This window comes from Stenotrophomonas sp. GSD10 (assembly GCF_056172695.1).
This window is the reverse complement of the sequence record NZ_JAOCMC010000002.1, coordinates 3,551,425-3,572,345: the sequence shown is the minus strand read 5'-3', so window position 1 is coordinate 3,572,345 and position 20,921 is coordinate 3,551,425. Positions and strand designations below refer to the sequence as shown.

Annotated in this window: 15 protein-coding genes and 4 pseudogenes; 13 read left to right on the top strand and 6 right to left on the bottom strand. The window is 67.6% G+C overall.

Going from position 1 to position 20,921, the window contains the following annotated elements; all coding sequences use genetic code 11:
• Positions 1-76 precede the first annotated feature (76 nt).
• From N4G47_RS16670 to N4G47_RS16655, 4 genes are all read right to left on the bottom strand, one after another.
• Entirely contained in the window at positions 77-499 is a 423-nt protein-coding gene (locus N4G47_RS16670) for a low affinity iron permease family protein (protein ID WP_475288869.1), read from the bottom strand.
• A gap of 74 nt (positions 500-573) precedes the next feature.
• Entirely contained in the window at positions 574-900 is a 327-nt protein-coding gene (locus tag N4G47_RS16665; RefSeq protein ID WP_107231972.1) for a hypothetical protein, read from the bottom strand.
• Positions 901-973: 73 nt separating this feature from the next.
• Positions 974-1,231 (bottom strand): hypothetical protein, encoded by a 258-nt coding sequence (locus N4G47_RS16660; RefSeq protein WP_475288867.1) that lies wholly within the window; start codon positions 1,229-1,231, stop codon positions 974-976.
• Between the two features lie 198 nt (positions 1,232-1,429).
• On the bottom strand, positions 1,430-1,882 hold the full coding sequence (locus tag N4G47_RS16655; RefSeq protein WP_475288865.1) for a nucleoside deaminase: 453 nt from the start codon (positions 1,880-1,882) through the stop codon (positions 1,430-1,432).
• Between the two features lie 78 nt (positions 1,883-1,960).
• Here N4G47_RS16655 and ubiE point away from each other — a divergent pair, with 78 nt between their 5' ends.
• The 4 genes from ubiE (at position 1,961) to N4G47_RS16635 (ending at position 6,487) form a co-directional block, all read left to right on the top strand.
• Positions 1,961-2,722 carry a bifunctional demethylmenaquinone methyltransferase/2-methoxy-6-polyprenyl-1,4-benzoquinol methylase UbiE gene (ubiE, locus tag N4G47_RS16650; protein WP_107231975.1) on the top strand — a complete coding sequence of 254 codons (762 nt, stop codon included), beginning with the start codon at positions 1,961-1,963 and terminating at the stop codon, positions 2,720-2,722.
• A gap of 364 nt (positions 2,723-3,086) precedes the next feature.
• A complete protein-coding gene (locus N4G47_RS16645) occupies positions 3,087-5,015 on the top strand; it encodes a M1 family metallopeptidase (RefSeq protein WP_475288862.1) in 1,929 nt (642 codons plus the stop codon).
• A gap of 120 nt (positions 5,016-5,135) precedes the next feature.
• Positions 5,136-5,867 carry a hypothetical protein gene (locus tag N4G47_RS16640; RefSeq protein WP_475288860.1) on the top strand — a complete coding sequence of 244 codons (732 nt, stop codon included), beginning with the start codon at positions 5,136-5,138 and terminating at the stop codon, positions 5,865-5,867.
• Positions 5,867-6,487 (top strand): HAD family hydrolase, encoded by a 621-nt coding sequence (locus tag N4G47_RS16635; RefSeq protein WP_475288858.1) that lies wholly within the window; start codon positions 5,867-5,869, stop codon positions 6,485-6,487. Before N4G47_RS16640 ends, N4G47_RS16635 begins: the two co-directional genes overlap by 1 nt.
• 332 nt (positions 6,488-6,819) lie before the next feature.
• Here N4G47_RS16635 and N4G47_RS16630 read toward each other — a convergent pair whose 3' ends face one another.
• The gene (locus tag N4G47_RS16630) at positions 6,820-7,758 is read right to left on the bottom strand and encodes a carbohydrate kinase family protein (RefSeq protein ID WP_295572152.1); all 939 of its coding nucleotides are present in this window, start codon (positions 7,756-7,758) and stop codon (positions 6,820-6,822) included.
• A gap of 282 nt (positions 7,759-8,040) precedes the next feature.
• Here N4G47_RS16630 and N4G47_RS16625 point away from each other — a divergent pair, with 282 nt between their 5' ends.
• The 9 genes and pseudogenes from N4G47_RS16625 (at position 8,041) to N4G47_RS16585 (ending at position 19,549) form a co-directional block, all read left to right on the top strand.
• Positions 8,041-9,087 carry a rod shape-determining protein gene (locus N4G47_RS16625; RefSeq protein WP_005411077.1) on the top strand — a complete coding sequence of 349 codons (1,047 nt, stop codon included), beginning with the start codon at positions 8,041-8,043 and terminating at the stop codon, positions 9,085-9,087.
• A 121-nt stretch (positions 9,088-9,208) separates the two neighbouring features.
• Entirely contained in the window at positions 9,209-10,336 is a 1,128-nt protein-coding gene (gene mreC / locus N4G47_RS16620) for a rod shape-determining protein MreC (protein WP_475288855.1), read from the top strand.
• A complete protein-coding gene (gene mreD / locus N4G47_RS16615) occupies positions 10,333-10,818 on the top strand; it encodes a rod shape-determining protein MreD (protein ID WP_107231981.1) in 486 nt (161 codons plus the stop codon). Before mreC ends, mreD begins: the two co-directional genes overlap by 4 nt.
• A 3-nt stretch (positions 10,819-10,821) precedes the next feature.
• Entirely contained in the window at positions 10,822-12,891 is a 2,070-nt protein-coding gene (gene mrdA, locus N4G47_RS16610) for a penicillin-binding protein 2 (protein WP_475288853.1), read from the top strand.
• Positions 12,888-13,999, top strand: a pseudogene (gene rodA / locus N4G47_RS16605) (rod shape-determining protein RodA). The gene mrdA and the pseudogene rodA (N4G47_RS16605) overlap by 4 nt, the downstream one beginning before the upstream one ends.
• A gap of 176 nt (positions 14,000-14,175) precedes the next feature.
• Positions 14,176-15,270: a rod shape-determining protein RodA gene (gene rodA, locus N4G47_RS16600; protein ID WP_475288851.1), complete on the top strand. Its 1,095-nt coding sequence runs from the start codon at positions 14,176-14,178 to the stop codon at positions 15,268-15,270.
• Positions 15,271-15,821: 551 nt separating this feature from the next.
• A pseudogene (gene mltB, locus N4G47_RS16595) lies at positions 15,822-16,958 on the top strand (lytic murein transglycosylase B); the annotation flags it as partial.
• Between the two features lie 4 nt (positions 16,959-16,962).
• Positions 16,963-18,231 carry a septal ring lytic transglycosylase RlpA family protein gene (locus N4G47_RS16590; RefSeq protein WP_475288848.1) on the top strand — a complete coding sequence of 423 codons (1,269 nt, stop codon included), beginning with the start codon at positions 16,963-16,965 and terminating at the stop codon, positions 18,229-18,231.
• Between the two features lie 99 nt (positions 18,232-18,330).
• A pseudogene (locus N4G47_RS16585) lies at positions 18,331-19,549 on the top strand (D-alanyl-D-alanine carboxypeptidase family protein).
• A gap of 243 nt (positions 19,550-19,792) precedes the next feature.
• Here the strand turns inward: N4G47_RS16585 and N4G47_RS16580 are convergent.
• Positions 19,793-20,850 (bottom strand): annotated as a pseudogene (locus N4G47_RS16580) (lipid A deacylase LpxR family protein).
• Positions 20,851-20,921: the final 71 nt, after the last annotated feature.

The window sequence follows — 20,921 nt, the reverse complement described above, 5'->3', positions numbered from 1 at the left end:
AGTCGAGCTTGCTCGACTGGCTTTTGAGCAGCCGAGCATGGGCTCGGCTCCACAGGGAAGTGTTGCGGCGTTGGCGCTACACCGCTTCATCATCGCGCGGGGCCGCCCGGCAGGCGCGCACGCGCAGCAGTGCGTCGCCGGCTTCGCGCGCCATGCGCTCGTACTCGGCGCGGATCTCCTCCAGCCGCTCCTCGTCCATCTCTTCCAGGTCCAGCAGTTCGTTGTTGGCCTCGGCAGTGGCCCGGATCAACTCGTCCAGCTTGATCTGCATCGCCGCGGTATCGGCGTTCTGCGTGTGCTGGATCAGGAACACCATCAGGAAGGTGATGATGGTGGTGCCGGTATTGATCACCAGCTGCCAGGTGTCGTTGAAGTGGAACAGCGGGCCGGTCACGCCCCACACCACCACGATCGCCACCGCCGCCAGGAAGGTCCATGGCGAACCGGTAGCGCTTGCCGCCTTCTTGGCGATCGTATTGAACAGGTTCCTTGCTTTCATCGTCGTCGTCCCACTCAGGTGACGAGGATGATCGGCAGTGCCTCGTGCAGAAGCCGTGCAGTCTCAGGCGAGACTCAGGCGCGCAGGCGCGGCGCGTCCTGCAGGCGCACGCGGCTGGTCTGGTACACATGCTGCCAGCAGCGGTCGACAAACTCGCGTGCCTGGGCTTCGCTCAGCCGCGGCATGATCTGCAGCGCGTACTGGGTCTGGAACATCTCATCGCGCTGGGCATTGCTGGCGCGTGGCTGGGTAATCAGCGAATCGCAGGCGAACTTGATCCACGGCACGTAGGAGCCGAACGAGTTGTGCGGCAGCGCGCCGTCGGCATGCTGGCGGCGCCAGTGGTCAAGTTCGGCGTCGACATTGATGACCGGGGGAATGGCGGGGACTTCAGCGTGCATGACGATCCAATCGGTTGAGGTGGATGGGAGTGGGGGTGATCGCAGTGTGGCGTAGGCACCGGTGCATGCCGCGTCAGCGCGGCGTGCAGCCGGTGTTGCCATCGATCAGCTGGGCCTGCGGCACCGCGCCGAGCTCCTGGGCCATGTCGGCCATCGCGTTGCACAGCCGCACGTGATCGCGCGGGTGATCGCGGGTGACTTCCTCCTGCATGCCCTGGAACGCGCTCCAGAAGGCGGCGCTGCTGCGATACAGGACGAACTGCTGCATCAATCGTTCGCGGATGCCGGCCAGGGCCGGCTCGGGCAGGGGACAGACGGCGTGCGCGCACATGGGCTGGCTCCGCCGGGACAGGGGCCCCGGTCACCCCACCGTAGGCGTCACCGGTGGGCGGCATGTTAGCGGTGCGTGTGCAACGCCTGCAGATGACTGTGCGCTGGCGCACATCATCGGGCGAAGACGCTGCCGGCACAAGGCTGTGCCGGCGCTGAAGGGTTCATTAAGCGGATTCAACAGCACACTGCGCGGTGCTCATTCGCCGATGTCTTCGTTCCAGATCTCCGGATGCCGCGCAATGAAACCGCCGAGCAGATCGACGCATTCCTGGCTGTCCAGGTCGATCACGTTGACACCGTTGCCGCGCAGCCAGTCGATGCCGCCCTGGAAAGTGCGCGATTCGCCCACCACCACGGTGCCGATGTTGAACTGGCGCACCAGGCCCGAGCAGTACCAGCACGGCGCCAGCGTGGTGACCATGATGGTGTCCTGGTAGCGGCGCTGGCGGCCGGCCTTGCGGAACGCGTCGGTCTCGCCGTGCACCGACGGGTCGCCTTCCTGCACGCGGCGGTTGTGGCCGCAGCCGAGCAGGCGGCCGTCGTTGTGGTACAGCGCCGCGCCGATCGGCACGCCGCCTTCGGCCAGGCCCTGGCGGGCTTCGGCAATGGCGGTCTGCAGCAGGGCCTGGTAGTCGGGCGTGGTGATCATGCGGGGCTCCGGTAAGTCGTGGCTGGCCATGATACGGGCAGGGGTGCCGCTGGCTCCCGGCGGTGCGATAATCGGTCCATGAGCGAATCCCCCTACAAAGCCGGTACCACCCATTTCGGGTTCCGCGACGTCGCCGCCAAGGACAAGCAGAAGCTGGTCGGGCAGGTGTTCACCTCGGTCGCGCGCAACTACGACCTGATGAACGACCTGATGAGCCTGGGCGTGCACCGGGCGTGGAAGCGCTATTACGTGGCCACCGCGCAGGTGAAGCCGGGTGACCGCGTGCTCGACCTGGCCGGCGGCACCGGCGACATCGCCGCGCTGCTGAAGGAGCGCGTCGGCGCCGAGGGCTCGGTGGTGCTGGGCGACATCAACGCCGGCATGCTGTCGGTCGGCCGCGACCGCCTGACCAACCGCGGCCTGGTGCTCGGCCTGGACTACGTGCAGTGCAATGCCGAAGCCCTGCCGTTCCCGGACAACAGCTTCGATCTGGTCACCATCGCCTTCGGCCTGCGCAACGTGACCGACAAGGACGCCGGCCTGCGCGAGATGTACCGCGTGCTGAAGGTGGGCGGCCAGGCCCGCGTGCTGGAGTTCTCCGAGGTCACCGCCGACTGGTTCAAGCCGATCTACGACTTCCACTCGTTCAGGATCCTGCCGAAGCTGGGCAAGCTGTTTGCCAACGATGCGGACAGCTACCAGTACCTGGCCGAGAGCATCCGCAAGCACCCGCCGCAGGACGAACTGAAGGCAATGATGGGGCAGGCCGGGTTCGAGCGCTGCCACTACAAGAACCTGACCGGCGGCATCGTTTCGATCCATTCCGGCTACAAGCTGTAATCCCGGTGTTGGTAGGTGCCAACCTTGGTTGGCACAGCAGCTGCCGGAATCTGCTCTGGTGGGTGCCGACCTTGGTCGGCACAGAAGCTGCCGCGAGCGTTGATGGATCCGTGCCAACCAAGGTTGGCACCTACCGGTAGAGGCCGACCGTGGTTGGCCCACCTTGGCCGGTATCTGCTCTGGTGGGTGCCGACCTTGGTCGGCACCGGCCTGCCGCGAGCGATGAAGGATCCGTGCCAACCAAGGTTGGCACCCACCAGGGCGCGGCGCCTTCGCTCCCGCCGCCATTACCCCGCACCGCGCAACGCCTGCGGGGCCGGACGGAGGTACCATTGGGGTTTGATCCCCGTAACGGTCCCGATTCATGCGTAATCCGCTGATCCTCCTTCCGCTGGCCGTGGCCCTGGCCGCCGGCTGCTCCCAGGAGGCGGCCGCGCCCGCCGCCGCTCCGACTGCCGAAAAGGCCCCCGCCGCCCCCGTGAACGCCGAGAACCGCAGCCACGACGAAAGCTCGTACGCCGAGCCGGACAAGGTCGTCATCAAGGACATCGCACTGGATCTGAAGCTGGACTTCGACCAGAAGCAGATCGGCGGCACCGCCACCTACACCCTGGAATGGAAGCAGAAGGACGCCAAGCAGCTGGTGCTCGACACCCGCGAGCTGACCGTGTCCAAGGTCGAGGCCGTCGCCGCCGATGGCGCGCGCAGCCCGCTGAAGTTCGAGCTGGCCCCGGTCGACAAGGTGTTCGGCAGCAAGCTGACCATCGAGGCCCCGGAACAGCCGGCCAAGGTGGAAGTGACCTACCACACCGCGCCGACCGCCTCGGGCCTGCAGTGGCTGGCGCCGTCGATGACCGAGGGCAAGAAGCTGCCCTTCATGTTCAGCCAGTCGCAGGCCATCCACGCCCGTTCGTGGGTGCCGCTGCAGGACACCCCGAGCGTGCGCTTCACCTACAGCGCGCACGTGGTGTCGCGCCCGGACGTGATGGTGCTGATGAGTGCCGACAACGATCCCAAGGCCGCGCGTGACGGTGACTACACCTTCAAGATGCCGCAGCCGATTCCGTCCTACCTGCTGGCTATCGCCGCCGGTGACCTGGTGTTCGAGCCGATCTCCGGCCGCTCCGGCGTCTGGGCCGAGCCGACCATGGTCAACAAGGCCGCCAAGGAATTCGAAGACACCGAGAAGATGATCGGTGCTGCCGAGAAGCTGTACGGCGAATACCGCTGGGGCCGCTACGACATGCTGGTGCTGCCGCCGTCGTTCCCGTTCGGTGGCATGGAGAACCCGCGCCTGACCTTCGCCACCCCGACCGTGATCGTCGGCGACAAGTCGCTGGTCTCGCTGGTCGCCCACGAACTGGCGCACAGCTGGTCGGGCAACCTGGTGACCAATGCCAGCTGGAAGGACATCTGGTTGAACGAAGGCTTCACCACCTACGTCCAGGGCCGCATCACCGAAGCCCTGTACGGCAAGGAAATGGCCGAGATGGAGAAGCAGATCGACCAGACCGACCTGCTGGCCGAAGTGAAGGACATGAGCCCGGCCGACCAGGCGCTGGCGCTGCCGCCGCTGAACGAACGTGACCCGGACGAAGCCCTCAGCCAGGTCGCCTACGTCAAGGGTTCCTGGTTCCTGGAATTCCTGGAACAGCGCTTCGGCCGCGAGACCTTCGATCCGTTCCTGCGTGGCTGGTTCGATGACCACGCCTTCCAGAGCGCGAACACCGACCAGTTCGTCGAGTACATGAAGAAGAACCTGCTGCCGAAGAATCCGTCGGCAGTGACCGAGGCCGAGCTGAAGGCATGGCTGGACGAGCCGGGCATCCCGGCGTTCGCGGCCAAGGCGCAGTCGCGCAATTTCAGCAGCGTCGATACCGCGCGCATCGCCTTCGCCAGCGCCGGCACCGTGCCCAGCAGCCAGGTCATCGCCGACTGGAGCACGCAGGAATGGGTACGCTTCATCGACGGCCTGGGCGCGACCCAGCCGCTGGACAAGCTGGCCACGCTGGACAAGGCCTTCCACTTCACCGGCACCCCGAATGGCGAGATCGCCATGCGCTGGTACCCGCTGGCGATCCGCAGCGGCTACGAGCAGGCCAATGAAGGCGCGGCTGAATTCATCGAGCGCGTCGGCCGTCGCAAGCTGATCATGCCGATCTACGCCGAACTGGTGAAGACCCCGAAGGGTCTGGAGCTGGCCAAGCAGGCCTTCGAGAAGGCCAAGCCGGGTTACCACCCGATCACGACCGCCTCGGTGCAGGACATGCTGGCCAAGGCTGAAGCCAAGTAAGAGAAAGCGCCGGGCATCGCCCGGCGCTTTTTGTAGAGTCGAGCTTGCTCGACTGGCTTTTCAACAGCAGTCGAGCAAGCTCGACGCTACAGATATGCGAAAACACGAAGGGCCTCCGCCATGAAACGACTGATCCTGCTCACCGCCTGTACCCTGGCCCTGGCCGCCTGCAGCAACCCCGAGGAAGAGCGCAAGGCGCAGGAAGCCGCCGCGGCCGCCGCCCAGGCGCAGAAGGAAGCCAAGGCCGAGGACGTCGCCAAGCAGTACGACGCAGCCGTGGCCGCGCAGGACTGGGAGCGCGCGCGCCTGCATGGCGCCTCGCTGCTGGACCAGTACAAGGACACCGCCGCCGCCGAGCGCATCGCCGCCGGTTTCGATGAAGTGAAGGCCAAGGGCGATGCTGCGCGCGATCTGCGCCGCATGCAGGGCCTGTGGCAGTACAACCAGATTCCGGTCGGCAGCAAGGGCAGTCAGGTCTCGGCGCAGATTTTCAGCAAGGAGCGCGTGGATGTGGATGGCAGCGGTGCCAAACCGGTGCAGCTGGTGTTCCGCGATCATCCGGAATGGAAGCGGCACGCTTACCTGGTGCTGCAGGCCGGGGATTTCCGCTGCCCGCAGTGCACGGTCAAGGTGACCGTGGACGATGGCAAGCCGGTGTCGATGGCAGCCTGGCGCCCGAAGACCGATGAAGCCATCGCGCTGTTCATCACCGACCAGAAGGCGCTGTGGAAGCTGGCGCGCAAGGGCAAGTCGATCAGCATCGAATTCCCGGTCAAGGCCGGTGGTACCCGCACGGCGGTGTTCGAGACCGGCGGCGTCGACGCCAGTCGCATGCCGCAGTGGTGGCAGTAATGGCGGCGGCGGGCAGTGCCGTGCAGGCGTTGTCCGCGATCCGCCACTGGGTGTTCGACATGGATGGCACGCTGACCGTGGCCGTGCATGATTTCGCCGCGATCCGCCGTGCGCTGCAGATCGCCGCCGAGGAAGACATCCTCGACCATATCGCGGCGTTGCCGGAGGCACCGGCACAGGCCAAGCGCGCGTGGCTGCTGGATCACGAACGCGCGCTGGCCGAGGACGCGCTGCCGGCCCCGGGCGCGGTGAAGCTGCTGCGCGCGCTGGCGGCTGCGGGCTGCCGGCTGGGCATCCTCACCCGCAATGACCACGCGCTGGCGAAGCTGACGCTGGAGGCGATCGGGGTCGGCGCGCTGTTCGACGACGCCGACATCATCGGCCGCGACGAAGCGGTACCCAAGCCTTCACCGGATGGCCTGCAGCAGCACCTGCTGCGCTGGGGCATCGCGCCTGCGCAGGCGGTGATGGTCGGTGACCACGCCTACGACCTGGAGTGCGGCCGTGCGGCGGGAACGCACACCGTGCTGGTCAACCTGCCGGAGAACCCGTGGCCGGGTCGCGCCGACTGGCATTTCGCCGATTGCCGCGCGCTGCAGGCGGCCTGGCAGGTCGCATGACCGTGTAGCGAGCCGGCCGAAGGTTCTGGTAGTGCCGGCCGCTGGCCGGCAGTGTCGACCAAGGTCGACACCTACCAACAGCATTCCCATTGCCGCATGACCGTGTAGAGCCGAGCGCAGGCAGCGCGCCGGCCGGAGGTTCCGGTAGTGCCGGCCGCTGGCCGGCAGTGTCGACCCAGGTCGACACCTACCAACCGCATTCCCATTGCCGCATGACCGTGTAGAGCCGAGCGCAGGCAGCGTGCCGGCCGGAGGTTCCGGTAGTGCCGGCCGCTGGCCGGCAGTGTCGACCAAGGTCGACACCCACCAGGCAGATGCGCGGGCAGTTCGGGTTACGCGCTCAGCGCGTAACCGAACTGCTGCTTGAACTGCTCGTTGAACTCATCGAAGGTGAAGCGCTGGTTCTGGGTACCCGGGTGTTCGACCTTCAGCGCGCCCATCAGGTTGCCCATGCGGCCGATGGTCAGCCAGTCGTAGCCCTTCTGGATGCCGTAGATCAGGCCGGCGCGGAAGGCGTCGCCACAACCGGTCGGGTCGACCACGCGGCGCTCGTGCGCCGGCGGGATGTCGTAGCTCTTTTCCGGGGTGTGGATGACCGCACCCTTCGGGCCGCGGGTGGTGATGTAGGCCTTCACCCGGCTGACGATTTCCTGTTCGTCCCAGCCGGTGCGCTCCTGCAGCAGGTTCGACTCGTAGTCGTTGACCACCACGTAGTCGGCCTGTTCGATGAAGGCGCGCAGCTCCGGGCCGTTGAACAGCGGCATGGCCTGGCCCGGGTCGAAGATGAACGGAATGCCGTCCTCGTGGAATTCCAGCGCGTTCTGGATCATGCCCTCGCGGCCGTCCGGGCCGACCAGGCCCAGGGTCACGCCCGGCACGCCGCGCACGTGGTTCTCGTAGGAACGCATCATCGCGCCCGGGTGGAAGGCGGTGATCTGGTTGTTGTCGTGGTCGGTGGTGATGAACGCCTGCGGGGTGAACAGCTCATCGATCACGCGCACGCGCGACAGGTCGATGCCCAGGCCTTCGAAGTACTCGCGGTACGGGCCGAAGTCCGAACCCACGGTGCCCATCGGGATCGGCTGGCCGCCCAGCAGGTGCAGGTTGTAGGCGATGTTGCCGGCGCAGCCGCCAAACTCGCGGCGCATGCGCGGGACCAGGAAGGACACGTTCAGGATGTGCACCTTGTCCGGCAGGATGTGATTCTTGAACTGGTCCGGGAACACCATGATGGTGTCGAAGGCAAGAGAACCACAGATCAGAGCGGACATCGATGTAAGCCTATGCGGTGAATTTTGGGGTGGGCCGGCCCGGTTCAGCAGGCAAGCAAACGGCGCCCTTGGGCGCCCGACGGCGCAAAGGTTACCCGCTGGTGCCGCTCAGGGCCAGAACCGGGTGATGCCCGATCCGGCCGAAAGCCTGTCAAGACGCGGGTTCAGCTAGTTTTTCCTTGCTCGGCGGCAGGCGGGTTGCTAGGCTTGTCGGCCTCGAATTCTGCCCATTTTTTCGCCATCCCGCGGCGGGCACGACACCCCTCAGGACTCCTTCCTCAGATGTTCAAGAAACTCCGTGGCATGTTCTCCAACGACCTGTCCATCGACCTGGGCACGGCCAACACCCTCATCTACGTGCGCGGGCAGGGGATCGTGCTGAACGAGCCGTCGGTCGTGGCCGTGCGCCAGGACCGTGCCATCGGTGGCACCCGCTCGGTGGCAGCCGTAGGCGCCGAAGCCAAGCAGATGCTCGGCCGTACCCCGGGCCACATCACCACCATCCGCCCGATGAAGGACGGCGTCATCGCCGACTTCACCTACACCGAGGCGATGCTCAAGCACTTCATCAAGAAGGTGCACAAGTCGCGCGTGCTGCGCCCGAGCCCGCGCGTGCTGGTCTGCGTGCCGGCCGGTTCGACCCAGGTCGAGCGCCGCGCGATCAAGGAATCGGCCGAGGAAGCCGGTGCCCGTGACGTGTACCTGATCGAAGAGCCGATGGCCGCCGCGATCGGCGCCGGCATGCCGGTCACCGAAGCCCGCGGTTCGATGGTCATCGACATCGGCGGCGGCACCACCGAAGTGGCGGTGATCTCGCTCAACGGCATCGTCTATTCGGCCTCGGTCCGCATCGGCGGCGACCGCTTCGACGAGTCGATCACCAACTACGTGCGCCGCAACCACGGCATGCTGATCGGTGAAGCCACCGCCGAGCGCATCAAGGTCGAACTGGGCTGTGCCTACCCGCAGGCCGAAGTGCAGGAACTGGAAATCTCTGGCCGCAACCTCGCCGAGGGCGTGCCGAAGATGATCAAGATCAGCTCCAACGAGGTGCTCGAAGCCCTGCACGAACCGCTGTCGGGCATCGTCAGCGCGGTCAAGCTGGCGCTGGAGCAGACCCCGCCGGAACTGTGCGCCGACGTCGCCGAGCGCGGCATCGTGCTGACCGGTGGCGGCGCCCTGCTGCGTGACCTGGACCGCCTGATCTCCGAGGAAACCGGCCTGCACGTGCAGGTGGCCGACGATCCGCTGACCTGCGTGGCCCGCGGTGGCGGTCGTGCGCTGGAACTGGTGGACATGCACGGCAACGAGTTCTTTGCGCCGGAATAAGCCGTCCCGGCCGTTCCTGCCCGCCGCGCCCTTCCGGGGTGCGGCCCGCCGTCATGGCGGGCCGGCACCGGCGGGGCGTCCGCGTGTTTCCCCTCCGCCTCCTGCCAGTTGAATCGTTGCCGTGCCGCCCTACGCCGGTCCTCCCGTTGCCTCCCGATCCGGTGATGCCGCCAGCCCCCTGCGCTTGCTGGCCTACCTCGCGCTGGCCATCACCCTGATCGTGCTCGATGACCAGGCCGGCTGGCTGGCGCGCCTGCGCGAGCAGGCCAACAGCCTGGTGCAGCCGGTATGGGCGCTGGCCGGCCTGCCCGGCAAGCTCGGTAACCAGGTCAAGGATTCCGCCGCCAGCCACACCCAGCTGGTCACCGAGAACCGTGAACTGCGCAACCAGCTGCTGCTGGCCAACGCCCGCCTGACCCGCCTGCAGACCGCTGCGCTGGACAACGCCCAGCTGCGCGAACTGCTGAACGTGGCCGAGCGCAGTGGCCTGGACGTGCAGTTGGCACCGATCCTGGACATCGACCTGGACCCGGTGAAGCAGCGCCTGGTGCTCGACGCCGGCAGCCGCGAAGGCGTGCACGTCGGCCAGGCGGTGATCGATGCCGGTGGCCTGATGGGCCAGGTGATCAGCGTCACCGGCGGCACCTCCACCGTGCTGCTGCTGACCGACCCCGACCACGCCGTGCCGGTGACCGTGGCCCGCAACGGCGTGCGCCTGATCGTCTATGGCCGCGGCGATACGCTGGAGCTGCGCGACATCCCGCTCAGCGCGGGGGTGGAAGTGGGCGATGAGATCGTCACCTCCGGCCTCGGCGGCCGCTTCCCGGCCGGCTTCCCGGTCGGCACCATCACCGGCCTGCGCCCGGACGATACCCATGCCTTCCTGGTCGGCGAACTGAAGCCGGCGGCCCAGCTCGACCGCGGCCGCGACGTGCTGCTGCTGCGCCCGGGTGCGGCGATCCGGATTCCGCCGGAGCTGCGCCTGCAGCTGGAAGCGCCCGCTCCAGGTGGGCCCGCCGATGGCGCGACGCTGCCGGCGCAGTCCGCCACTGCGCCGGCGGCCTCGGCCCCGGCCCCGGCTGCATCCACCTCCCCGGCAACGGCTCCTGCAACCCCGGCAGCGGCTCCTCTGCGCCGGCCGGCGGCGACCGCACCGGCGGCAACGCCAGCGGCGCCGGATCCGTCGGCGGAACCGCACGCACCACAACCGGTGGAACCGACCCCGGTCATTCCGGAGGCCCAGCGATGAGCCGCCTGCGTGACAACCCGTGGGTGCTGCCGGCCAGCCTGGTGATCGCGCTGCTGCTGGGCCTGCTGCCGCTGCCTGCGCTGCTGCAACCGCTGCGCCCGTACTGGCTGGCGCTGGTGCTGGCCTACTGGGTCATCGAGACGCCCGAACGCGTCGGCCTCGGCATCGCCTTCGCCAGTGGCGTGGTAGCCGACCTGCTGTACGGCGGCGTGCTCGGTGAACAGGCGCTGCGGCTGGTGATGCTGGCTTTCATCCTGCAGCGTTTCCGCGCGCGCATCCGCTTCTTCCCGATGTCGCAGCAGATGCTGGCCATCGGCGGCCTGCTGTTCAACGACCGCATCGTCAGCGCGCTGGTCCACATCGTGGTGGATGAGCCGACCCTGCCCTGGTCGTACTGGTGGGCGCCGCTGCTGGGCATGGGCCTGTGGCCGCTGGTGTTCGTGCTGCTGGACGCGGTGCGCTTCGGCAAGCGCGGGCGCTGAGCCATGATCCCGCGCCGCCAGGTCAAGAACCCGCACGCCGAAGCCGAACAGTTCCGCCGCCGTGCGGCGCTGGGGTTCCTGGGCGTGCTGGTCTGCCTGCTGGGCCTGGGCGGCTGGTACTTCAAGCTGCAGGTGCTGGACCACGATGTCTACGCCACGCGCTCGGAAGCCAACCGCATCAAGCCGCGGCCGGTGGTGCCCGGGCGCGGCATGATCTACGACCGCAACGGCCGCCTGCTGGCCGAGAACGTGCCGGCGTTCCGCCTGGACGTGACCCCGGACAAGGTCAAGGACATGGATGCCACCCTGGAAGGGCTGGCGAAGATCATCAGCATCAGCCCGGAAGAGCTGGAAGCGTTCAACAAGTCGCGCAAGGCGCGCCGCAAGTTCCTGCCGGTTACGCTGAAGCTGCGCATGAGCGACGAGGAGATGGCCCGCTTCGCTGTCGACCGTTGGCGCTTCCCCGGCGTCGAGCTGGAGCCTTACCTGACCCGGCGCTACCCGTACGGCGATCTGTTCGCGCACATCATCGGCTACGTCGGCCGCGTCGACGACAAGGATCTGGAGATCCTCGGCGAAGGCAATGCCGCACTGACCCACATCGGCAAGTCCGGCCTGGAACGCTATTACGAGCAGCAGCTGCGCGGCAAGGTCGGCTACGAGCAGGTCGAGACCAATGTGCAGGGCCGTGCGATCCGTACCATCGGCCGTGTCGCTGCGCAGTCCGGCGCCGACCTGCGGCTGTCGATCGATGCCGATCTGCAGCGCGCCATGGTGGCCGCCTTCGGCGACCAGGAAGGCTCGGCGGTGGCGATGGACCCGCGTACCGGCGAGGTGCTGGCGATGGTCAGCCTGCCGTCCTATGACCCCAATCTGTTCGTCAACGGCATTTCCCATGCCGACTTCAAGGCGCTGAATGAAAACCCGTCGCGGCCGCAGTTCAACCGTCTGGTGCTCGGTGGTGTCGCCCCGGGTTCCACGTTGAAGCCGCTGATCGGCCTGGCCGGCCTGGATTCGGGCGTGCGCCGCCCGGAAGACAAGGTGCTGTCCACCGGCATGTTCTACCTGCCCGGCACCAGCCGTGGCTGGGGTGATGCGCATCGCGGCGGCCACGGCTGGACCGACCTGCGCAAGTCCATCGCCGAGTCGGTCAACACCTATTACTACCGGTTGGCGCTGGATCTGGGCATCGAGCGCTTCGACCATTACATGGAGTACTACGGCTTCGGCCAGCCGACCGGCATCGACCTGACCGGCGAGATCGGCGGCATCCTGCCGTCGCCGGCCTACAAGCGGAAGAGCCGCAAGGAAGCCTGGTACCCCGGTGATACGGTCAACATCAGCATCGGCCAGGGCGACTGGAAGGTCACCCCGCTGCAGCTGGCGCGCGGCGTCAGCGGCCTGGCCGACGGCCAGCTGCGCACCCCGCACCTGGTGATCCAGCAGCGCGACGGCTTCGACAGCGACTGGACGGCGACACCACCGGGGCAGAGCAAGCCGGTCAGCCCCAACCCCAACAACGTGCAGGCGGTGCGCGAGGGCATGATGGCGACCATGCGGCCCGGCGGCAGCGGCTGGCGCGTGGCGGTCGGTGCGCCGTACGTGATGGCCGGCAAGACCGGTACCGCGCAGGTCATCAGCCGTAAGGGCACTGCCGCGGTGAACCCGAAGAGCCTGCCGATGCACCTGCGCCACCGCGCGCTGTTCGTCGGCTTCGCGCCGGTCGAAAACCCGGTGATCGCGATCGCGGTGGCGGTGGAAGGCGGCGGTTACGGTGGTTCGGCCGCCGCGCCGATCGCCCGCAAGGTGTTCGACGCCTACCTGCTGGGCAAGATGCCCGAGGGCATGCAGCCGCTGGACAGCGAGCGTGGCACCACCGCCATCGGTGCCACCGCGTTCGACAATGAAGACGCCGGCGCGCGCCAGGCCGGAGATCTGGGCGCCGCGCAGCTGGGCGAACACCCGGTGCAGGTGGGGGTGCCGACGCCCGCACCGGCACCTGCGCCGACCACACCGGCTGCCGCCGCACTGCCGGCCACGCCGCGCCCGACCGCCACGGAGCCCGCACGATGAAGGTGTTCCTGCGCTGGGCCGTCGACATGCTGCGCCGCTTCTTCAGCACGCTGGACTGGGTGCTGTGCGTTGCTTTGGGCGCGCTGATGGTGATCGGCCTGGCCACCTTGAAGAGCGCGGGGGCGACAGCCTGGTGATGGCCCAGGGCGCACGTTTCGCGGTGGGCATGGCGGCGCTGTGGGGCATCTCGCGCGTGCCGATCCTGCGCATCCGCTCAGCCACGCCGATGATCTATGCGATCTCGATGATCCCGCTGCTGGCGGTGTTCGTGCTCGGCACCGGCAAATACGGCCGGCAGTGGCTGGACCTGAAGTTCTTCTACCTGCAGCCGGCCGAACTGCTGAAAGTCAGCCTGCCGATGATGGTGGCCTGGTACCTGCACAAGATGCCGCTTCCGCCGCGCTTGAGCACCGTGTTGACCGCGCTGGTCATCATCGGCGTGCCGACCGGGCTGGTGATGCTGCAACCGGACTTCGGCACCGGCGTGTTGATTGCCGCCAGCGGCGTGTTCGTGCTGCTGCTGGCTGGCCTGCCGTGGTGGTGGGTGGGGCTGGGCGTGGGCGGCGTGGCCGCGGTCGCGCCGTTGGCCTGGTTCTGGCTGCTGCGGCCGTACCAGAAGGACCGCATCATGATGTTCCTGGACCCGGAGATGGACGCGCTGGGTGCGGGCTGGAACATCATCCAGTCGAAGATCGCGATCGGTTCCGGCGGCTTCGATGGCAAGGGCTGGGGCGAAGGCTCGCAGTCACACCTGAACTTCATTCCCGAGCAGACCACCGACTTCGCGTTCTCGGTGCTGAGCGAGGAATTCGGCTGGATCGGCGTGGCCACCGTGCTGGCGCTGTACCTGGTGGTGATCGGGCGCTGCCTGTGGATCGCCAGCCAGTCGCGCGATTCCTATTCGCGCCTGCTGGCCGGTGCCACCGGGCTGGCGTTCTTCGTCTACGTGCTGGTGAACGGCGGCATGATTTCCGGCCTGCTGCCGGTGGTGGGCGTGCCGATGCCGCTGATCAGTTACGGCGGCACCTCGGCTGTGTCGCTTTTGGCCGGCTTCGGCCTGGTGATGGCGGTACGCAGCCACAACCCGGTGCACGGCGGTTACGGCTAGCGGCCGCGCTTCCGTAGCGTCGAGCTTGCTCGACGGCTCCTGATTTTTGTAGAGCCAAGCCGTGCTCGGCTGCCCTTCGTAAAGCGCACGCACGCCCCAAGTCGAGCAAGCTCGACTCTACAAATGCGGCACCGCCCTGACAGCTTCACGCAAGCACGCATTGCTACCGTGCCCGCGTGGAATGGAAACGACTGCTTGGCCTCTGCCGTGAGGCGGTGCGCACGATAGACCTGCCGTTGCTGGCCGCGCTGTTGATCCTGATGGGCGCCGGCCTGGCAGTGCTGCACAGCGTGTCCGGGCCGGTGGTCGGGCAGGCGGCGCGCTTCGCCGCTGGCCTGGTCGCGATGTGGCTGTTGTCGCGCGTCCCGCTGCTGCGCCTGCGCGCGTGGACGCCGACGATCTACGCACTGTCGATGCTGCCGCTGATGGCGGTGTACATGATCGGCACCGGCAAGTACGGGCAGCGCTGGCTTAACCTGGGCGTGTTCTACCTGCAGCCGTCCGAGCTGCTCAAGCTCAGCCTGCCGCTGATGATGGCCTGGTACCTGCACCGCCAGCCGCTGCCCCCGTCGCCGCGCACGGTGCTGACCGCTGCCGTGCTGATCGGCGTACCGGCCGTGTTGATCCTGCTGCAGCCCAACCTCGGCACCGCCACGTTGGTCACCGCCAGCGGCGTGTTCGCGCTGCTGCTGGCCGGGTTGCACTGGGGCTGGGTGGCGACCGGCGCGACGGGCCTGGCCGTGGCCGCACCGCTCGCCTGGTTCGGCCTGTTGCGGCAATACCAGAAGGACCGCGTGCTGACCTTCCTCGACCCGGCGGCCGATCCACTCGGCACCGGCTGGAACATCCTGCAGTCGCGCATCGCGATCGGTTCCGGTGGCTGGGACGGGCGCGGCTGGGGGCAGGGCACCCAGGCCACCCTGGATTTCCTGCCCGAGTACACCACGGACTTTGCGTTCTCGGTGCTGGCTGAGGAGTTCGGCTGGATCGGCGTGGCCAGCGTGTTCGCGCTGTACCTGTTCGTGGTCGGGCGCTGCCTGTGGATCGCGGTGCATGCGCGCGACACGCACGCGCGGTTGCTGGCCGGCAGCCTGGGCTTGGCGTTCTTCGTCTATGTACTGGTCAATGGCGGGATGATTTCCGGCCTGCTGCCGGTGGTAGGCATTCCAATGCCGTTGATCAGCTACGGCGGGACCTCGGCGGTGTCGCTTCTGGCCGGTATCGGGTTGGTGATGGCGGTGCGGGGGCACCGTCCCGTGCACGGCGGATAGCGGGCCGGGAGGTAGAGTCGACTGTCAGTCGACTATCGCGCGCAGCGCGGAATTTTCACCACCGAAGCAGGAGCAGTCGACTGACAGTCGACTCTACCGCCTGCGCAACGCCTGTTGTGGAATCGTTCTCACAACAACGCGTGGAGGCCCGCCCACTGACCAAAGCCCAGAAAAATTGTTAAGCGGTTCACATTTTTACGCCGCGTTGATCCTGATCAATGGACTTGTCGTAATCGGCCTGCACAATGGCGGCCCGTTCGGCACGGCGCGCCGTCAATCGTTGCAGCGCGAGGGGGCGTCGGGCGGGAGCAGTACTGATCCAACAGGTACAGGGAGCGCGGAGCACTGCCACTGGGGAGCGGCAGCCGCGCAGGTACCGACCGGATCCGGTCGCCGGTTGCGTCTGCGGGGATGGGGACGCAACCGGCCACCTCTCACTGAATGGGGAGGGTGATCACGACGCCTTCACATTTCCCGCTGAACGCGGGCAAATCGTTGTGATTCATGGTGTTAGGGGTTTTAATTCATCCATGACCTGCTAACCTGCGACGATGATTCGACGCACTCTGGCCTGCATGCTCACCCTCGGCCTGGTCGCCTGCGCGACCCAGCCGAAGTCCCCACCGTCTTCGCCCCAGGCCAGCAGTACGCCGCGCCAGCCCGCCGCCAAGGCCCACGGTCCGGCCGAGGCCGCACCCGAAGCCACCGCCGCCAGCGCGCCGCCGGTCGATCTCACCCCGGTGCCGTTCGAGGTTGCGCGGGCCCGTTTCATTGCCGATACCGCCAAGCGCTATGGCCTGAAGCCGGAGCAGATCCGCAGCGTGCTCGACCAGGCGCAGGTGCGCCAGCCGATCATCGCCGCAATGTCGCGCCCGGCCGAGCGGGTCAAGCCGTGGAACGAATACCGGCCGATGTTCATCAGCAAGGCACGTATCGACGGTGGCCGCGCGTTCCTGGCCGAACACCGCGCCGAACTGGATCGCGTGCAGCAACGCACCGGCGTGCCGGCCGAAGTGATCGTGGCGATCATCGGCGTGGAAACCAGCTACGGCAAGAATGCCGGCAGCCATCGCGTGCTCGATGCGCTGTACACGCTGGCCTTCTATTACCCGCGCAGCGGCGATCCGGCCAAGCTGGAGCGCGAAGTGCGCCGCGAGCTGTTCTTCCGCGATGAGCTGGCCAAGCTGTTCGAGCTGGGTCGCGAAGAAAAGCTCGACATCACCACGCTCAAGGGCAGCTATGCCGGCGCGATGGGCATGGGCCAGTTCATGCCGTCCAGCTACCTCGATTACGCGGTGGACGGCAACGGCGATGGCCGCCGCGACCTGTTCAACAGCTACGACGACGTGTTCTCGTCCATCGCCAATTACTTCGTGAAGAAGGGCGGCTGGGTGCGCGGTGGCCAGGTGGCCGTGCCGGCCACGCTGGCGCCGGGCCGCGAGGAGTTCAACCCCACCGAGTGGATGCCCACCTGGTCGCTGGCCGACCTGGCACAGCGCGGCTACCAGCCCAGCGCGCCGGTGCAGCCGGGCGCCACCGCCACCCCGATCACCCTGGAAGGCAGCACCGGCAAGCAGTACTGGCTGGGCTTCCAGAACTACTACGCGATCACCCGCTACAACCTCTCGAAGATGTACGCGATGGCCGTGTTCCAGTTGTCCCAGGCCATCGCCGGACAGGAGCTGCCCCGGCATGAACATCAGATGGCTGGTCCCGAGCTTGATCGTCCTCGCGCTGGCAGCGTGCAGCAGCGCGCCGAAGAAGCCGGCCACCGCCGGCCATGGTGGCAAGTCCAGCGGAACGCTGGTGCAGGGCCGCGGTTCGCGTCCGGCGCACTGCCCGGAAGGCTCGCCCTACGCGGCGGCCAAGGAAGACCTGAGTACCCGCGGCAACTACACCGCCGGTGGCCTGTACAAGCCCGGGGTGAAGGACAGCACGCCCACCTACATTCCCAACGTGGCCTGCATTCCCGAGCCGGAAGTGACCGCCGAAGAGCGCTCGGCGATCGGCAACAAGTCGCCGTACGTGGTGCTGGGCAAGTCGTACAAGGTGCTCGACGACACCCATGATTACGTCGAGCGCGGCACCGCCTCCTACTACGGCGCCAAGTTCCATGGCCGCCTGACCTCCAACCGCGAGGTCTACGACATGTACCAGTTCACCGCCGCGCACAAGACGCTGCCGCTGCCCAGCTTCGCCCGCGTGACCAACCTGGACAACGGCGAATCGGTGATCGTGCGCGTCAACGACCGTGGCCCGTTCCACGATGGCCGCGTGGTCGATCTCAGCTACGCCGCCGCGGTGCGCCTGGGGATCACCCAACGCGGCACCGGCAATGTGGAAGTGCGTGCGCTGCAGCCGGGCGAGAGCAACCTGCTGGCGCAGAAACCCTCGCGCCGTGAGCGTCGTGCCGCCGAAGCAGCTGCGGCCACCGCCATGGCCAGCACGCGCTCGGCACCGGCCGCACGTGCGCCCGCCGACAGCGACATCGACCGCCTGGTCAACCGCCTGCCGACCGACGGTGCACCGTCGCGCGGCCAGCCGGCCACCACCCAGGGCGTGGCCAGTACCGCGCCGGACGTGGCGGTCAGCAGCCTGCCGCCGAGCGCACCGCCGGTGCGCAGCACGGTACCTGCGCCGGCCGTCGTGGCCAGCACTGCGCCGCGTACGGTGGCACCGGCACCGGTGCGTACCACTCCGGCCACGCCCAGCCTGTCGCAACAGGTGGTCGGCGCGGTGATGGTGCAGGTCGCCAGCTTCTCCAGCCGCGACAACGCCAACCGCGCGATGGGCCAGCTCAACGCTGCCGGCATCGTCGGTGCGACCATCAGCGACATCGCCGCCGGTGGCCGTACCCTGTTCCGTCTGCGTGTTCCCGCCAACGACCATGCCAGTGCCGCGGAACTTGTCGGCCGCATCGCCGGTCTGGGCCTGGGTTCGCCGCAGATCGTCAAGGATTGATCCGCCCGGGCCGGTGCTGCCGGCCCACGCTCCCCGGCCTTACAATGGCCGTTACGTTCCACCCTCCATTCCCGGCCGTCCCCTGGAGCCTGCTGTCCAATGAATTTCCGTTCCGCCGCCACCGCCCTGGCCGCCACCCTGGTGGTGGGCCTGGCTTCCGCCCAGACGCCGCTGCCGACTCCGGCCACGCCGGCGCCCGCCGCTGCCGCTGCCGCCCCGGCCACCGTTGCCACTCCGCCGGCCCCGGCGCCGAGCGTGTCCAAGGCCTGGGTGCTGATGGATTACGCCACCGGCCAGGTACTGGCCGGCGAAAACGTCCACGAGCAGCTGGCCCCGGCCAGCATCACCAAGGTGATGACGTCCTACGTGATCGCCGCCGAGGTCAAGAACGGCAAGGTCCGTGCGGATGACCAGGTGATGATGAGCGAGCGCGCCTGGCGCGAAGGCGGCGCCGGCACCGACGGCAGCTACAGCGGCTTCCCGGTCAACCAGACCGCGCGCCTGGAAGACATGGAAAAGGGCATGGCGATCCAGTCCGGCAACGATGCCGCGATCGCCCTGGCCGAACACGTGGCCGGCAGCGAAGAGGCCTTCGCCTCGCTGATGAACAGCTACGCGGCCAAGATCGGCATGAAGGATTCGCACTTCGTCAACGCCCATGGTCTGACCGCGCAAGGCCACCACAGCACCGCCTACGACCTGGCGCTGCTGGGCCGGGCGATGGTGCGCGACTACCCGGAAACCTACGCGTACAACAAGATCAAGGAATTCCAGGTCGGCAACATCAAGCAGCCCAACCGCAACCTGCTGCTGTGGCGCGATGGCAGCGTGGACGGCATCAAGACCGGCCACACCTCCGAGGCGGGCTACTGCCTGATGAGCTCGGCCCAGCGCGGCGATCAGCGCCTGATCGCGGTGGTGCTGGGGGGCGTCGGAGAAGCAGCGTGCCGATGACAGCCTGGCCCTGCTGAACTGGGGCTTCCGCTTCTTCGAGACCCACCGCCTGTATGAGCCGGGCAAGGCCGTGGCCGAGCACAAGGTCTGGAAGGGCACCACCGACAAGGTGCAGCTGGGCGTGGCCCAGCCGATGCTGGTGAGCGTGCCGCGCGGCCGCTACAACGACCTGAAGCCGAGCATCGACGTGCCCAAGACGCTGGAAGCGCCGTTCACCGCCGGCCAGCAGATCGGCACCGTGAAGGTGACCCTGGATGGCAAGGTCGTTGCCGAAGCACCGCTGGTGGCGGTGGCTGCCGTCGAGCAGGCCGGCTTCTTCAAGCGCCTGTGGGACAGCTTCTGGATGTGGTGGGAATCAGAATGATCCACGCCCCGGCGTGGTGAAGGAAAAGGCCGGCGAATGCCGGCCTTTTTCGTTTCGGAATGGCGGTGGCGGTGGCGGATGCGGGTAGTGCCGGCCGCTGGCCGGCTCCTCATGAACCCATCCGGATGTGCCACAGCCGGCCAGCGGCCGGCACTACCCATCAGCCGCTCGCCTACAGCGAGCGATTCAAACCGGTGTGCCGACCAACGGTCGGCACCTACCACTTCACCATCAGCCGCTCACCTACAGCGAGCGGCTGATGGTGAAGCTGCCGAACACCGGTGACTGGCGCTGGCCGTTGAACTCGCGGGTGCTGTGGTAGCGCGCCATCGCGAACTTCCAGCGTCCACGCATCACGGCGATGCCGTAGCCGGCCTGGGCGACCACGTGGCGCTTGTCCACGCTGTGGCTGCTGCGGAAGGTGTTGCCGTCCAGCGTGATATCGCGGATCACCCACGCCGCATCGGTGGTGGCGAACAGGTGCCAGGACCAGCCGCTGGGACGGCCACCGCGCGTGGGCGCGGTGTTCTCACCGGCCGGGCGCAGCGGCGTGCTGCCGAAGTCGTCGGGCAGCTTCCAGCCGAAGCGCACTTCGCCGCCGGCATTGGCCTTGGTTTCCAGGTTGCCGATCGAGCCGCCGTAGTGGCTGATCGCATCCCAGCCCCAGCCGCCGGCGTTGATGCTGGCATCGGCCGGCCAGCGCCGCATGCGCTCGTGGGTCAGCATGAACACCGGTTCGTTGTGCAGCTGGTTGTCCCAGCCCTCGAACTTCTTGTCACCCAGCAGGCTGTGCACCGCATCCTGCACCTGCTTGCCCTGCGCCCACGGCCCGACCACGCCCAGCGCCAGCTGGGTGGTCTGCAGGCGGTCGCCGCTGCGCGCGTTGAAACCGAAGCTGGCCAGCAGCACGCCGGCGTACGGGCGATCTTCCTCGATCAGATCGCGCCGGGCCGGGTCGGTCGGGGTGAAGATGCCCTGGCCGATGCTGAAGATCATGTTCTGCTGTTCGAACCTGCCCGGATGCAGCCCTTCCAGGTACTGGTTCACCCAGCGCGCCATGCGCGGCAGGCAGGGGTCATCGGTGTAGTCGACCAGATTGGGCGAAACCAGGGTCAGCTGCGCGCCGTTGGTATAGCCCTGGTCCTGGTGGCGGCCACCGAACAGGTCGTTGTCGACGCGGAAGTTGACCTGGGGCGGGTGGTCGCGCATCGCGTCCGGGCCGCATTGTTCAGCGGCCTGGGCGGCAAGGGGAGGGCGGCGGCCAACAGGCCGGACAGCCCGAGGGCTGCGACGCTACGCATGGATGGAATGCTCATGGGGAAGGGGGCACGGGTTTGTCGTTTTCTGCAACGACACGGTACTCGTGCGCCTG

What these genes read in the sequence shown, in the direction of transcription:
- N4G47_RS16670 (WP_475288869.1), bottom strand. Translation starts at nt 499, where the DNA reads ATGAAAGCAAGGAACCTGTTCAATACGATCGCCAAGAAGGCGGCAAGC.
- N4G47_RS16665 (WP_107231972.1), bottom strand. Translation starts at nt 900, where the DNA reads ATGCACGCTGAAGTCCCCGCCATTCCCCCGGTCATCAATGTCGACGCC.
- N4G47_RS16660 (WP_475288867.1), bottom strand. Translation starts at nt 1,231, where the DNA reads ATGTGCGCGCACGCCGTCTGTCCCCTGCCCGAGCCGGCCCTGGCCGGC.
- N4G47_RS16655 (WP_475288865.1), bottom strand. Translation starts at nt 1,882, where the DNA reads ATGATCACCACGCCCGACTACCAGGCCCTGCTGCAGACCGCCATTGCC.
- ubiE (WP_107231975.1), top strand. Translation starts at nt 1,961, where the DNA reads ATGAGCGAATCCCCCTACAAAGCCGGTACCACCCATTTCGGGTTCCGC.
- N4G47_RS16645 (WP_475288862.1), top strand. Translation starts at nt 3,087, where the DNA reads ATGCGTAATCCGCTGATCCTCCTTCCGCTGGCCGTGGCCCTGGCCGCC.
- N4G47_RS16640 (WP_475288860.1), top strand. Translation starts at nt 5,136, where the DNA reads ATGAAACGACTGATCCTGCTCACCGCCTGTACCCTGGCCCTGGCCGCC.
- N4G47_RS16635 (WP_475288858.1), top strand. Translation starts at nt 5,867, where the DNA reads ATGGCGGCGGCGGGCAGTGCCGTGCAGGCGTTGTCCGCGATCCGCCAC.
- N4G47_RS16630 (WP_295572152.1), bottom strand. Translation starts at nt 7,758, where the DNA reads ATGTCCGCTCTGATCTGTGGTTCTCTTGCCTTCGACACCATCATGGTG.
- N4G47_RS16625 (WP_005411077.1), top strand. Translation starts at nt 8,041, where the DNA reads ATGTTCAAGAAACTCCGTGGCATGTTCTCCAACGACCTGTCCATCGAC.
- mreD (WP_107231981.1), top strand. Translation starts at nt 10,333, where the DNA reads ATGAGCCGCCTGCGTGACAACCCGTGGGTGCTGCCGGCCAGCCTGGTG.
- mrdA (WP_475288853.1), top strand. Translation starts at nt 10,822, where the DNA reads ATGATCCCGCGCCGCCAGGTCAAGAACCCGCACGCCGAAGCCGAACAG.
- N4G47_RS16590 (WP_475288848.1), top strand. Translation starts at nt 16,963, where the DNA reads ATGAACATCAGATGGCTGGTCCCGAGCTTGATCGTCCTCGCGCTGGCA.